Origin of the sequence: Flavobacterium gelidilacus DSM 15343, assembly GCF_000422685.1 — a bacterium.
GTDB classification, from domain to species: domain Bacteria; phylum Bacteroidota; class Bacteroidia; order Flavobacteriales; family Flavobacteriaceae; genus Flavobacterium; species Flavobacterium gelidilacus.
The window spans coordinates 1-14167 of sequence record NZ_AUGN01000004.1; the positions used below are offsets into that span (position 1 = coordinate 1).

A 14167-nucleotide genomic window follows, 5' to 3' on the forward strand; every position below is an offset into this window, starting at 1 on the left:
AAAATATTAAATTTATTTATCTCAGTATGTTAAGATATTCTGTAACGTTGTCCCGATACATCGGGATACCCTTGCAAACCAGCTTAAGGTGGTTATTGCGTCGGGGCTCACCTCTTCCCATTCCGAACAGAGAAGTTAAGCCCGATTGCGCAGATGGTACTGCAGTAATGTGGGAGAGTATGTCGTCGCCTTTCTTTAGAAACCCTTATCATTTAGTTGATAAGGGTTTTTTGTTGTTTTAAACTTTTCTAGAAAACTCTAAATACGGCTGTATTTATAAAAAATAGAAACCAAACTCCAATTAATGAAGTTATTTACTGTGTAAAAGTTGTATTAAAACTCAAATATGAATAGTAACGTGGATTGCGTGAGGGATAGGAGCAATTGTTTGAGCTCTTTTTTGTAAAATACTTTAAACAAAAAAAGCGAGTGCGGATAGCCCGGCCCAAAGGGACACGCACAAAAAAAAATCCAACTCTTGCGAATTGGGTTTCGTTTTTTAAAATTCTAGAATTCTATCGTAATGTTTGTGATGATTTTTAAACTCTGTAACTCCTTCTTTAAAAGTTAGATATTTAGCTCCTTTCTTACGGTTTTCTTTACTTATTAAATACATGTAATGAAAATGTCTGGTTAGTTCTTTCCATCCATATAATAAGGAGTGTTTTGGGTCGTACATGTGTGTTGGTTCGCTTATAGCTCCGTTTATTTCTACTATTTGGAAATTTCTGCCTTGTTCTAAATCTGAATAATTACTGTACATTATATCCATTCTTCCAAAATGAAAACCTTCTATTTTTGAGCATATTTCGTTGAAGGATTCAGTCATTTTTGGTGTTATTTTATGGCTTGCATCTACAAATTTTGTTCCTCTGCAGTGATTTCCATAAGGAACTAAATTTATACTTTTATTGGTCTCTAAAATAGTATCAATAATTTCGGAAAATTCTTTTTCTAAAACTGGTATTTGTAATTCAAATCTAGGGTCTTGTAAAAGAAGTTCTCTGATTGTGTTTATTCCATTTCCTTTTAAGATTAGGAATTCCTTTGAAACAATTCCTGTTAGTAATCCTTTATCAGAATTTGGTAATTTTACATAGAATAATCCAATTTCGTTTTCATAGGGAATTAAGTCTTGAATTAAAAAATCGAAATTTGCTTGCTTTATGTATTTTTCTAACTCCTTTAAATTATCAATTTTTTTAACAGCTGTTCCTCTTAAGCCAATGTCAGGTTTAGCAATTAAAGGAAATTTTATTTCTTTTTCTGTCAAAAGCTTATTAACTATCTCTATATCTTCTTTAGCTTTAAATAAAAGTGTTTTTGGATAATACTCTTGAGGAATTAAATCATAAATTTCTTTTTTAGATTCCATAAAAAAACCTCCATTTTTAATAGTAGGATTTGAGGCATTAAAAAAGAAGAATGACCTTGTTCTAAAAACATAGTATAAATATTGAAAATAGACAGGTGTATAAAGCACTTGATAAGGCCAATATTCCCAATTTGTTAGTTTATGTAAAAATAATTTAGTGCTTTTCATTAGTCTAATAAATCAATGTAATTAAATGTAATATTATTTTTAGAAATAATACATTGGGTAATGCTAATAGTTTTTAAAATATTGTTTCTATTAATTTGAAGTCCGAAGTTTTTATTATCACTTTCAGTAAATTGATGGAAATTTAATAGTTTTTGGCTATTCATTTCATTTTCAGATAACATGAAATCTTGAAACCAAGCTGCTCTCTCTTCTCTTTTTTCTTTTTTATATAAAGTGGATGATGACCAAATGTGATTTTTATTTGCATCTAACTCAATACAATTTTTTTCAATCTCATCCCATTGCAATTGAAATAATTTCTCTTCACAAAATAATACAATTGTAAAAGGCTCGATATTGTCTAAGTCAATTGAATCCCATTCTTGAATTGGATTTACAGATGAAATTAAGTCTAAAACGATTAGTCCTCTACTTTTTCTGTAATTTGATTTATGAATGTGTTTTTCTCTTGCTCCATTTAGTAAAACAATTGAACTTTTATTGTTATGAGCAAACCATGTTCCTCCTGCCTTTGGATCTTTTGGAAAGTAAACTTCTTTATTATTGATTATGTATTTAGTTGGAGGAATTGCTCTTTCTCTTAAAATACTTTCATCTCTATTTGAAGTTATGCAATAACTATCTTTTAGCGGGACAAAACTTACTGTACACATTGATTTCTATATTCGATTGTTGATTTTGCAACTCCAAAATTTTCACTTAATTGAATAGATGGATGTTTTAAAACAGCCACTTTTATCAACGCTTGATGATGAATACTATGTTCTAAATTGTAAAGTAATTCTCTTTCGTAATTTGTTGAAATACTGTATTTTATTCTTTCAATGCCTTGTTCAAGGAATAATTCTTTATTGGGTTTCTCAATTTCTGACAATATTTCATTTATGCAATTAATAGCATATTCAATATCAGTTTGAATGCTTAAATTTCTATCACGTTTATCATAATTTACATTTCCATTTTCATAGTTTTTTAGCAAAGATTGATACATTTCGATAATATGCCTAGTGTGTTCACCAATTGTTGCGTTGCTTAATTCTTGATGACAAACAGTATATTGCTGACTTTCTAAACTAGACAAAAGACTAATTATTTCATTGAAATTTTCCTTTATAGAAGCTATGAGCATGTTTTGAATTTTGATTTTAAAATTAATAATTTATTTAATATGATAAATTGATCGCTCTTTATTCCACTTCTTTTCCTTCTGGTACGAATTTAACGGAAACTGAATTAGTACAAAAACGTTTTCCAGTAGTTTCTTTTGGACCATCATCAAAAACGTGACCTAAATGGCCACCACATTTAGCGCAAACTACTTCTGTTCTTGCCATTCCGAAACTAAAATCTTCATTATATTTTACAGAACCTTTTACAGCTTTATCGAAAGAAGGCCAACCGCAATCTGATTCAAATTTCATTTCCGAAGAAAATAAAACATTGTTGCAAGCTGCACAAACGTAATTTCCTTTTTCAAAATGATCCCAATATTCTCCAGTAAACGCTCTTTCTGTACCTTTTTCTCTCAGTACTTGATATTGTTCTGGCGTTAATTGTGCTTTCCACTCGGCTTCGGTTTTAACAATAGATGGTTTCATTTCTTCTTTTTTCTGTGAGTAACAAGATTGTAATGTTACTAATAGCACTAATGCAAAAATCTTTTTCATAACTTATTTATTTTAGTCAAAATTAATTTTAATTAAATCAAATTCATGTTAGATTTAGAACATCAACTTGATTATGTGTTTATTTTTAAATCTTTTATATAATCTTCATATTCAAAGAAAAACCTTTCAAAAGCATCCATTTTTTCATTAAAAAAATCAAATACTTCTGGCCATGTGTTTTTATTATTACTGCTTACGTTCAATTTTTCTACCCAAATTCGGCTTATGGCTTTTCCGTTTTGCAGGTATAGATCACGTTCAAAAACAGCATCAGGTAAATATTCTTCTAATAATATAGTTTTTAGCGATTCAATCTTCTCATAATATACTATACGGTTTTTTTCGTCTTTTGGTTCTATTTCAAGTAAAACTTGTGCTTTTTTATTATCTATATAGAATTTAAACGCAACATCTTTTATTTTGGTGTTGTATAATATCCATTTTCTTGGATGTTCTTCGGCAAAAGTTACCCAAAACTCTCTTTTTATACGTTGTGCTTCTTCTTTACTAAACATTTTTATAGGAAATTTGTGTTGAAATTAAAATTTCGATTATCTTTAAACTTAGAATTAAAAATAAAAGTATGCTTTTTATTGATTTTATCAAATATATTCCAAAAATACAGAAAGAAAAACTTCTTTCTTCAGATGCTCATGCAAAAATGGCACCATTGGAACGAATTTCTTTTTTAAAGGAAATGAATTATCTTGATAAGAAACCTAGAAAAGCTGCTGTTTTAATGTTGTTTTATCCTAAAAATGGGATAACACACTTAGCTTTAATAGTTAGAAACACATATCCTGGTGTGCATTCATCTCAAATAGGTTTTCCTGGTGGAAAAGTTGAAATAGAGGATTTAGATTTACAAGAAACAGCTTTGCGAGAAACCCATGAAGAAGTTGGAATTCATCCTGAAAAAATACAAGTAATTAAGCCTTTTAGTGAAATTTATATTCCACCAAGTAATTTTTTAGTATATCCTTACATGGGAATTTCTCACGAAGAATTACAATTTATTCCAGATTTACATGAAGTTAAGCGTGTTTTGGAGTTTCCATTATCGCTTTTTTTAGATGATGCTACTGTTTCAATTGTTAAAATGACAACTTCTTATGCTGTTGATTTAGAGGTTCCTGCGTTTATGGTTGAAAAATATGTTGTTTGGGGCGCAACAGCTATGATGATGAGTGAGTTAAAGGAAAACATCAAAAAGGCTATAATTTAAAAGGTTTTATTACTTTTGTAGTCTTGAAAAAAAATTAAAATATTATGGGTTTATTTAAAAGAAATCCTTTTGGACATATATTATTCTTAAAGAAATGGTTAATTAGAATCTTTGGTGCTTTGACACATAGAAGGTACAGAGGCTTTAATGAAATGCATATTGAAGGTTCTGAAATTATAAAAAATTTACCGGACACAAATGTGCTTTTCATTTCTAACCATCAGACATACTTTGCTGATGTTGTGGCTATGTTTCATGTGTTTAATGCTAGTTTAAAAGGCAGAGAAGATAATATTAAAAACGTTGGATATCTTTGGAATCCAAAAATGAATGTTTACTATGTTGCTGCAAAAGAAACCATGGAATCTGGAATTTTGCCAAAAATATTATCTTATGTTGGTGCCATAACTGTTGAAAGAACTTGGAGAGCTGAAGGTAAAGATGTAAAAAGGGAAGTTAACCCAAGTGATACCGAAAATATAAAAATTGCTTTAGATGATGGTTGGGTAATCACATTTCCACAAGGAACCACTCGTTCGTTTAAACCAGTAAGAAAAGGTACAGCTCATATTATATTACAACATAGACCAATTGTCGTTCCAGTTGTTATTGATGGTTTTAGAAGATCTTTTGATAGAAAAGGGTTAAGAATTAAAAAGAAAGGTATTCTGCAATCTATGGTAATCAAAGAACCTCTGAAAATTGATTATGATAATGATACCGTTGATGATGTTGTAGAAAAAATGGAATATGCTATAGAACAACACGAATCATTCTTAAAAGTAATTCCAGCAGAAGTTTTAGATGAAGAAGCAAAACTCAACAACGATAGAAAGTGGAAGTATTAAAAATAAAACCGTCATTAATTTGATGGTTTTTTTTTATTTTACAGCTTCAACTTTATAGCCTTTTTTACGCAAGAGTTTTATAACACCATTTTCTCCAGCTAAATGTCCTGCACCAACTCCATAGAAAGTAGGCTTCTCTTTAGAAACCTTTTCTATAATCGGAATCCAATTATCATTTCTATCGTTTAATAAGACGTCATTAAAATTAGATGAAATTTTGTTTTCAGATTCATCCATTAAATCTAACATTCCTTCAATATCTTTGTCGTTGTAAATAGCTAGCATTTTTTTCATTTCTGCTTTATCATTAACCATGTTGTCTTTTGCTGTTTTGACTAATTCTTCAACTTGAGTTTTATAAGGAATTTTATCAAAAACAGTTAATTGATCTAAAATTGATTCTAAACCATAAACTTCTTCTTTTTGTTCTTTCGAAATTTTTACTAATTCCGTTTCAATGGTTTGCATTGGACATTCTAAAAGTTTTGGAATAAACATAGCACTTATCATAAATGGTTTAAATTTATCAACCATTTTAATAGAGATACTTATGTTTTCTTTTAGAAAAGCATCTACTATTTTTACTTCCTCTTCGGTCATTAAGGAAGACATTGTTACACCATCTTTCATAATCATTCCCTTCATCATGGTTGCTTGTAAAGTTGGGTCATCCATATCAATCTCAAGATACATTTGTGAAGTTTCATCTAATGCTTTTTTTATAGCATCGTCAAAATTTATTTCACAAACAGCATGCATTGTTCCAAAAAGGTAAGAAGGTTTTTCTAATCCATTTCCAGAAATTTTCCAGAGTAAACTCTTTTCTAGATCTTGAGCATTAGTAGCAAAACTGAACAGAATTGAAGTAAAAATAAAAAGAATTCGTTTCATGTTATTTATATTTCAAGTTTTTTTAACTCTTGGTAATTGTTGTTTAAACGTTTTAATAAAATTCCATATAAAAGTTTATATATAATCCAAAACAACGTTACAATAACGGCAATAATAACAATACTACTAATTATAAAAATAGCTGGAAATTTTTCATAAAGTTCGTTAATTTCTTTGTTGTATTTAAAAAAAGAATTAAGGACAAAAAAGGTAGTAATACTAACTAAAAGCAAATTATACCAGATGTAATATTTTACTATTTTTCTTGTTTTTAAGATATCTGACATTAATTTTTTGACAGAAGAAGCTGCACTTATTTTTCTAAAATTTTTATAGAAATAAATAATAAAACCTGAAAATACAATCAAATTAAAAACGGTTATAAATAAATTAAAGTTATATAGATGATTTTTTTCCATCATTTTGATGCTTGACTTATCAAAAAAGCTTGAAATATCGAGTATTCTTAAAATCAAAAATTCACAAATGCTTATAATCAAAATCCACTTCACAATAGACGACGATCTTTTATGAAGCATTCCATAAATTTCTTTTTCGGTTATTTGATTAAAAGAATGGTCTTTCTTCTTCCAATCTTTTTTTAGTATATCTAGTTCATCCATTTTTACGGATTTAATATTTTTTTTAATTTTCCTTTTACACGATTCATTTTCACTCTGGCATTTACTTCACTAATTCCTAAAGTTTCCGATATTTCAGCATAATCTTTATCTTCTATGTATAAAAAAACCAAGGCTTTTTCAATATCATTTAATTGATCAACAGCACTGTAGAGTAATTTTAGTTGTTCTTCTTCTTCAAAATTGTAATCCTCTTGTTTTACCCTATGATAAGTATTGTTAAACTCAATGGTGTCAATTGTCCGTTTCTTTTTTCTATAAAGTGTAATTGCAGTGTTTAATCCAACACGATAAGCCCAAGTAGTAAATTTAGAATCACCTCTAAATTTCGGAAAAGCTTTCCATAATTGAATTGTTATTTCTTGAAACAAATCCTTGTGCGAGTCATCATCAGAAGTATATAGCCTACAAATTTTGTGGATTATATTCTGGTTTTCTTGTAATTGCTTTACAAAAAGTTCTTCTGATTCTGGATTCATATCTATAAGTATACCAAAAGTGAATGTTGTTACAAGTATACTGATTTTTTTAGCACGTTTAGTCGATAAATAGTAATTCAATGAATGAATTCATAAAATCTATAAAAAATTGACTAACAATTGTATATTTGTTTTACTATAAAAATCATTGAATATAATGAATATATCACGCTCCAGTTTTCCTAGATTAGTAATAATAGGTGGTGGTTTTGCAGGAATAGCATTAGCCAAAAAACTTCGCAATAAAAACATACAAGTTGTTTTATTAGACAAACATAATTATCACAACTTTCAACCTTTAATGTATCAAGTCGCAACAGGTGGTTTAGAACCTGATTCGATTGCTTACCCTATTAGAAAAGTACTTCAGGAAAAAAATGATTTTTATTTTCGTCTGGCTGATGTTAAAGAGATTGACACTAAAAACAATAAAATAATTGCAGATATAGGTGAATTAAAATACGATTACTTAGTTTTAGCAACGGGTTCCAAAACCAATTTTTTTGGAAATCAAGAAATGGAACGCAACTGTATGGCCATGAAAACCATTCCGCAATCTCTAAATATAAGAAGTTTAATTTTAGAAAATTTTGAACAAGCTTTACTAACCAATGATATTGAAGAACGTCACAGTTTAATGAATTTTGTTTTAGTAGGTGGTGGACCAACTGGCGTTGAATTAGCTGGAGCTTTAGCTGAAATGAAAAGAGCTATTCTTCCTAAAGATTATCCTGATTTAGATGTTAGAAAAATGGAAATTAATCTAATTCAAAGCGGTGATAGAATTCTGAATACTATGAGCGAAAATGCTTCAAAAAAAGCAGAAGAATTTTTAATAAAATTAGGTGTTAGTGTTTGGAAAAACGTTCGTGTAACAGGCTATGATGGGAGAATAGTAACGTCAAATTCTGATCTAACATTTGATAGTGCAACTGTTATTTGGACAGCTGGTGTTCAAGGTGCATTAGTAAATGGTTTATCTGCAGAAAGTTTAATTGCTAGAGCAGATCGAATTAAAGTCAATGAATTTAATCAAGTTGTTGGTTATGAAAATATTTTTGCTGTTGGTGATATTGCTTCCATGATTTCCGAAGAATTTCCTCAAGGTCATCCCATGATGGCTCAACCTGCTATGCAACAAGGAAGACAATTGTCAGATAATATAGTAAGATTGCTAGATAAAAAATCAATGAAACCCTTTGAATACAAAGATAAAGGTTCAATGGCAACAATAGGAAGAAACAAAGCTGTTGTAGATTTACCAAATTATAAGTTCAGTGGAGTTTTTGCTTGGTTTGTTTGGATGTTTGTGCATTTGTTTTCTTTAATTGGCTTCAAAAATAAAGCGGTTGTTTTCCTAAATTGGGTTTATAATTATATTCGTTTTGATAGAGAAGCCCGATTAATTATTCGACCTTATAAAAAGAAGCAAGCCGTTAGTTTTACTAGCGATGAAATATAATATTATTGTTAATTCAAAATTACTAGTACTTATGAAGCGTTTTTTGATTGTCATTTTGTCGATTTTATTTTTTAGCTGTAATTCATTAAAAGATAAAGGTATTATGTCTAATAATTCAGAAAAAATTAGTGTTTTAAATTTTGGTTCAGCACATTTAACCCATACTTCTGATGCAAATACAGCTGTTAGAGATTTAAAAGATTTACAAGTAAAAGAAGATATTAATAAAATTGTAAAATTTTTAGTTGCATACAAGCCTACAGTAATTTGTATTGAAATGCAGCCCGACAATAATTCTTTTGTAAATGAAGTTTTTCAAAAATATATAATAGATCAATCCAATCGGTTGAATTACTCAGAAGAATTAAATGCTATTGCTTTTGAAACAGCTAGATTAAGTGATGTGAAATACATTTATGGGATAGATGACCAAATGGGTTTTGATTATCCTAGTTTAATTGATTTAGCAAACAGAAATGCATCTGATAGTTTATTTGTGGTGAATCAAATGAATTCCTATAAAGAGGTAAATAACCTGCCTTTATTGGAACAATTCTATAAAATAAATACGAAAGAATATAAAATGGAAACGTTTAATTTTTATAATTTTTTAGCAACAATGCATACCAATGAAAAATATGAAGGTGCTGATATTATTACTGATTTTTATAAACGAAACCTAAGAATGTATTCTAATTTTTGTGATATTCCATTGACTAAAAACGATAGAGTCTTAATTATTTTGGGAGCTACTCATACAGCTTATTTCGATGTTTTTTTAGAAAATAATCCAAAATATAAAGTAGAAAACACTTTGGATCATTTATCTAAGAACTAATTTTCTCATAACCAATCAACAACCCAATAAACTTACTGTAACTTTCTAAACCATCTTTTTGTTGGTTCGCTTTTAGGAAATTATCGTAGAAGTATTCAAAGAAATTATTGATTGGAGTTTCATATTCTTTCCAAAAGACTTCATTTTCGTTGAAGTTTTTCAAAACACCTTTGTTTAATTTTTCTAGATATATTTTACTTTTTCCTTCTTCGATTTCTTCTAAGTTTCTAAGACAATATCTAATTGCAGTTGTGTATGCAGCATATTGAAAATAATCATCTGAATTATTTATAGCAGCCAAATAACCAATAAAATTACATTCACTTTCAGAACCAATTCCCGTTTGATGTGCCATTTCGTGACAAGTAGTAAAAGGTGTTGAATACTTTGGTTTCAAATAATTGACTTGAGCTTCATTAGTAAATGGATTCAAATAACCACCAAAGCCCATATAACTCAAAGGCATACTAAATAAGGATTGTTTAATACTTTTGGTATGATAATCAAATTCTTTTAAATCTTTTGGTAACTTGTGATAACCATTTTGAGCCATTTCAAAAATCTCTTTTTCAGTGTAGGGATTTATTACAGCAACTGAATCATTTGATGTTATTCTTAATTGTAATTGATTTGATTTTTCAATCATTTTTTTAGTCAACTTTTCTAAATCAGCTAATGCATATTCTTTATTGATTTTCAATTTTTCATGTATCGGAATTCGATAATAATTCATTCCCCATAAAAAATGAAAGAAGAAATAAAATATAGACAGAATGCTTAGAATCCTAAGTCCATTTGCTTTCCAATTTTTGAAAAACCCTTTTCTGTTTTTTAAAATCCATTTGATTAATAAGAAAATTAAAACGCCATAAATCACATCTCCAAAAGAAAAAGAAAGCGAACCAAAAATAAGTCTCAAACCTTTTGAAAGAATAGGGTAGAGGCCATTACTATAATAGTTTTCTATACTTTTAGGAACGAAAGCTAAAGTTTTTACAAGGATGATTTGGACAATTAATAGTATAGGTAAAATGTATTTTCTTTGCACAGTATTGATTTAAAAACGTAAATATAACTACAAATCAATTCCTAAAGAAATTAAACTTTGTAACTTTGCACTTTGAAACTTACAAAAACATAAATATAATGAGCCAAGAAGTAAGAAACCTTGAACCTAAAGAGCTTTGGAACAAATTTGCAGATTTAAATGCAGTGCCTAGACCTTCTAAAAAAGAAGAAAGAGTCATTGCTTTTATGATGGATTTCGGAAAAAAATTAGGATTCGAAGTAGTAAAAGATGAAGTTGGAAATGTAATCATCAAAAAACCAGCTTCAGTAGGAATGGAAAATAGAAAAACCGTCGTAATGCAATCGCATTTAGATATGGTGCATCAAAAAAATAACGATACTAATTTTGATTTCGACACACAAGGGATTGAAATGTATGTTGATGGGGATTGGGTTCGTGCAAACGGAACAACACTTGGAGCAGACAATGGGTTAGGAGTTGCTACGATTATGGCAGTTTTGGAAAGTAAAACTATCAAACATCCAGCGATTGAAGCTTTGTTCACAATTGATGAAGAAACCGGAATGACTGGTGCAATGGGTTTACAAGGTGGAATGTTAGAAGGAGAAATTCTTTTAAATTTAGACACTGAAGAAGATGACGAAATTGACATAGGTTGTGCTGGTGGAGTAGATGTTACTGCAACGGCTGAATATGACGAAGAAGAAACTCCAGAAAACGCTGTAGGTTATACTATTACTGTAAAAGGTTTAAGTGGTGGACATTCAGGAATGGATATTCATAAAGGATTAGGAAATGCTAACAAAATCATGAATCGTCTTTTATTTGATGGTTTTGATGATTTTGGATTACAAATTGCTTCTATAAAAGGAGGAAGTTTACGTAACGCAATTCCAAGAGAAAGTGTTGCACAAGTTGTAATTGCAGATGTTTATGATGAAGCTTTCGTATTTGACATGCAAGATATCATCAATGACATTAAAACTGAATTAAAAACAACGGAACCAAATTTAGAGGTAGTAATCGAGAAATCAGAAATTACTCCAGCTAAAGTTATGCCACCAATGGCTCAATACTTTTTAGTTCGTGCGTTGTACACAGCTCACAATGGAGTTTATAGAATGAGTGCTGATTTTGCTGATTTAGTTGAAACTTCAAACAACATTGCTAAAGTAATTGTTGGTGAAGGAAAATTATCTGTACAATGTTTAACACGTTCTTCTGTAGAAACTGCCAAATTTGATTTAGCGAATTCATTACGTTCAGCCTTTGAATTAATGGGTTGTGAAGTTGAATTTTCTGGAAGTTATCCAGGTTGGACACCAAACGCAAATTCTGAAATATTAGATGTTTTGAGTTCAATTTATGAAAAACAAAACGGTAAGAAAGCAGATGTTGTAGCTTGTCACGCTGGATTAGAATGTGGAATTTTAGGAACAAATTATCCAGATATGGATATGATTTCTTTTGGACCAACAATCAAAGGAGCACATAGTCCAGATGAAAGAGCTAGTATTTCTTCTGCTCAAAAGTATTGGAAATTTGTATTGGAAGTTTTGGAGAATATTCCAGTTAAAAACTAAAATAAATAATATAGAAATTAAAAAGCCTCATTTTTGAAATGAGGCTTTTTAATTTTTTTTAGTTTATCATTTCTAAAATTTCGTTTTTTGGATTGTTATCATTGTAAGCAAATAACTTGGAACAATCCATTATATTAGGAACATTATCAAACTTGCAAAGCAATTCTACAACACCACATAAACCAAGGAATAAGGTGTTCTTACTGATGTTCTTTTTAGCATTTTTGAGGTGTTTTAAAGGCAGCTTATACCCACATTTTGATAAAAATTCCATCTCAATTTGTAATAATTCTATAGGAGAATAACCATTGAATTTTTTTCCAAAATTTTGATTTATTAAACCAACATAATTAAGTTTTACAGCACCATGACAATCTGATAAATGTTTCCAAAAGTCTTTATTATCTAGTATGTTTCCAACGGCACATTCTGTACATGATTCTGGGTTTAAGGTGTCATTGTGAAAAGCGTTGTATAATTTTTTTATAGCCTGATTAAATCTTTTTGAAGTTTCCATAATTCAAAATTTAAAATTACTTAATAAAGTTACTAAAATTTTGTAAATGAAAGCTTTAACAAATCATAAAAAATATTTAGAAATATATTTAATTTTTGAATTGAATAAGATTTAGAAATATTATTCACTATTCCTAGATCTCATTAATCTAATAAAAACAAATGAAAAAAAGATAAAAAAGAGCCAATCATTAGCTCCATAAATAGCGTAAAATACTCCAGCCATTAAATCCTTTTCAAAGACAGCTGATAGATTGTTCTTAAGTAACCAATTTATCCAAATATAACCATAAATAAATTTTTCAACAGCAAAAATTGCGATTAGCCATTTAACGTTTTTAAAAACTTTAGCAACTGATATGTAAGCTAAGCCCCAAATAAAAATCATTAATAATCCGAAATTTGACATAACATCAGGATCAAATTCAGGAATTGTAGTATTTGTAAATAACCTTGAAAAAAGAAGGACTGAACTATTCATTAATCCTGCAATAATAAATCCTTTTGAAATTGTTTTGTCTTTTAAAGTCATATTACAGATTTTTAAATTAAGATTTATTTTTCATGAATTCTAGTATTTCTTTATAACGTTTGCTCCACGGAATTATATATTGAATTACCATTGGAGCATGTTTTTTATTTAAAATAATAGGTTTAACATTAGGTTGATATTTGTTTAATTCGTTGATGAATCTCGAATTTCCAATTTTTATAGATTCATAGGTTTTACTTCCTAAATAAATCATCATTTTTGGCGTATTTTCGTCTACAAAATAAATAGGAGAAGCATCTTTCCATTCTTTAGGATTATTACTCCAAGTTGCTAAATAATCATTTTTGTTTGTAGGTGAATTTTCTTCTAAATAATGTTTCATATCTAATCCAGCTGCATCGTTTAGAATTATTCCTTTGATGATGTTTTTATCTTCTAAATACTTTGGATTAGTTCCAATTAAAGCAATTAAATGTCCACCAGCAGAATGTCCTGTCAAAAATATCTCATTAGGATTGCCTTTATAGTCACTGATATGTTCTTTTGTCCAAGTCACTGCTTTTGCAATTTCTTTTGCCATATCATCATAATTTGCTTTTGGACTTAAAGTGTAACCTGCAATAACAGTTGTAATTCCTTTCTTAGCGAAATTTCTACCAATAAAGTTGTATGTTTTTTTATCACCAGAATTCCAATTTCCACCATGAACAAAAATGACAACTTGATTATTAGTGTACTTTGAGCTGCTTGGTGTAAAGATGTTTAAAGTAGGTTGTTCCGTCTTTTCATCCGTTTCATTTAGATAATTAACATTTTTATATTTTTTTGAAGCACAACTTGTAAATAATAGTAACGTAATGATTAATAGTATACTTGAATTTTTCATTTTTGATTTCTAATTTTTTTATAAAATTAAAACTTTATTAATCA

At 29.0% G+C, this 14167-nt stretch carries 17 protein-coding genes and 1 rRNA gene; 6 read left to right on the forward strand and 12 right to left on the reverse strand.

Translation table 11 applies throughout. The annotated features are described in order from the left end of the window. Positions 1-84 precede the first annotated feature (84 nt). Positions 85-194 (forward strand): 5S ribosomal RNA (gene rrf, locus G507_RS0102745). A 305-nt stretch (positions 195-499) separates the two neighbouring features. Here rrf and G507_RS0102750 read toward each other — a convergent pair. The 5 genes from G507_RS0102750 to G507_RS0102770 form a co-directional block, all read right to left on the reverse strand. Next, on the reverse strand, positions 500-1543 hold the full coding sequence (locus G507_RS0102750; protein ID WP_026716052.1) for a D-alanine--D-alanine ligase: 1044 nt from the start codon (positions 1541-1543) through the stop codon (positions 500-502). Beyond that, complete coding sequence (locus G507_RS0102755; RefSeq protein WP_026716053.1) at positions 1543-2217, reverse strand: NRDE family protein; 675 nt, start codon at positions 2215-2217, stop codon at positions 1543-1545. The genes G507_RS0102750 and G507_RS0102755 overlap by 1 nt, the downstream gene beginning before the upstream one ends. Then, entirely contained in the window at positions 2205-2693 is a 489-nt protein-coding gene (locus G507_RS0102760; protein ID WP_026716054.1) for a DinB family protein, read from the reverse strand. Before G507_RS0102760 ends, G507_RS0102755 begins: the two co-directional genes overlap by 13 nt. Before the next feature lie 58 nt (positions 2694-2751). After that, positions 2752-3231 carry a peptide-methionine (R)-S-oxide reductase MsrB gene (msrB, locus tag G507_RS0102765; RefSeq protein ID WP_026716055.1) on the reverse strand — a complete coding sequence of 160 codons (480 nt, stop codon included), beginning with the start codon at positions 3229-3231 and terminating at the stop codon, positions 2752-2754. A gap of 71 nt (positions 3232-3302) precedes the next feature. Next, positions 3303-3746, reverse strand: a complete 444-nt coding sequence (locus G507_RS0102770; protein WP_026716056.1) for a DUF4268 domain-containing protein — start codon at positions 3744-3746, stop codon at positions 3303-3305. Between the two features lie 68 nt (positions 3747-3814). On the opposite strand from G507_RS0102770, the gene G507_RS0102775 reads away from it, so the two are divergent. Next, positions 3815-4456 (forward strand): NUDIX hydrolase, encoded by a 642-nt coding sequence (locus G507_RS0102775; RefSeq protein WP_026716057.1) that lies wholly within the window; start codon positions 3815-3817, stop codon positions 4454-4456. A gap of 44 nt (positions 4457-4500) precedes the next feature. After that, positions 4501-5304 (forward strand): lysophospholipid acyltransferase family protein, encoded by an 804-nt coding sequence (locus tag G507_RS0102780; protein WP_026716058.1) that lies wholly within the window; start codon positions 4501-4503, stop codon positions 5302-5304. A 33-nt stretch (positions 5305-5337) separates the two neighbouring features. On the opposite strand, the gene G507_RS0102785 is transcribed toward G507_RS0102780, so the two are convergent. Genes G507_RS0102785 through G507_RS0102795 form a run of 3 tightly spaced genes read right to left on the reverse strand, consistent with a single transcriptional unit; the run spans position 5338 to position 7315 of the window. Continuing rightward, positions 5338-6195 carry a TraB/GumN family protein gene (locus G507_RS0102785; RefSeq protein ID WP_026716059.1) on the reverse strand — a complete coding sequence of 286 codons (858 nt, stop codon included), beginning with the start codon at positions 6193-6195 and terminating at the stop codon, positions 5338-5340. 5 nt (positions 6196-6200) lie between these two features. Further along, positions 6201-6818 (reverse strand): hypothetical protein, encoded by a 618-nt coding sequence (locus tag G507_RS0102790; RefSeq protein ID WP_026716060.1) that lies wholly within the window; start codon positions 6816-6818, stop codon positions 6201-6203. 2 nt (positions 6819-6820) lie between these two features. Continuing rightward, positions 6821-7315: an RNA polymerase sigma factor gene (locus tag G507_RS0102795; protein ID WP_026716061.1), complete on the reverse strand. Its 495-nt coding sequence runs from the start codon at positions 7313-7315 to the stop codon at positions 6821-6823. A gap of 157 nt (positions 7316-7472) precedes the next feature. Between G507_RS0102795 and G507_RS0102800 the strand changes: the two genes are divergently transcribed. Next, entirely contained in the window at positions 7473-8777 is a 1305-nt protein-coding gene (locus tag G507_RS0102800; RefSeq protein WP_035665540.1) for an NAD(P)/FAD-dependent oxidoreductase, read from the forward strand. 103 nt (positions 8778-8880) lie between these two features. Then, on the forward strand, positions 8881-9615 hold the full coding sequence (locus G507_RS0102805; protein WP_157496473.1) for a DUF5694 domain-containing protein: 735 nt from the start codon (positions 8881-8883) through the stop codon (positions 9613-9615). Here the strand turns inward: G507_RS0102805 and G507_RS0102810 are convergent. Then, positions 9605-10663 carry a DUF3810 domain-containing protein gene (locus G507_RS0102810; protein ID WP_026716064.1) on the reverse strand — a complete coding sequence of 353 codons (1059 nt, stop codon included), beginning with the start codon at positions 10661-10663 and terminating at the stop codon, positions 9605-9607. The two genes, G507_RS0102805 and G507_RS0102810, sit on opposite strands and share 11 nt — an antisense overlap. Before the next feature lie 98 nt (positions 10664-10761). Here G507_RS0102810 and G507_RS0102815 point away from each other — a divergent pair, with 98 nt between their 5' ends. Then, positions 10762-12228 carry an aminoacyl-histidine dipeptidase gene (locus G507_RS0102815; protein WP_026716065.1) on the forward strand — a complete coding sequence of 489 codons (1467 nt, stop codon included), beginning with the start codon at positions 10762-10764 and terminating at the stop codon, positions 12226-12228. A 58-nt stretch (positions 12229-12286) separates the two neighbouring features. On the opposite strand, the gene G507_RS0102820 is transcribed toward G507_RS0102815, so the two are convergent. The 3 genes from G507_RS0102820 to G507_RS0102830 form a co-directional block, all read right to left on the reverse strand. Beyond that, positions 12287-12745 (reverse strand): hypothetical protein, encoded by a 459-nt coding sequence (locus G507_RS0102820; protein WP_026716066.1) that lies wholly within the window; start codon positions 12743-12745, stop codon positions 12287-12289. Positions 12746-12865: 120 nt separating this feature from the next. Continuing rightward, positions 12866-13276: a hypothetical protein gene (locus tag G507_RS0102825; protein ID WP_026716067.1), complete on the reverse strand. Its 411-nt coding sequence runs from the start codon at positions 13274-13276 to the stop codon at positions 12866-12868. A 16-nt stretch (positions 13277-13292) separates the two neighbouring features. Beyond that, the gene (locus G507_RS0102830; protein ID WP_026716068.1) at positions 13293-14123 is read right to left on the reverse strand and encodes an alpha/beta hydrolase; all 831 of its coding nucleotides are present in this window, start codon (positions 14121-14123) and stop codon (positions 13293-13295) included. Positions 14124-14167: the final 44 nt, after the last annotated feature.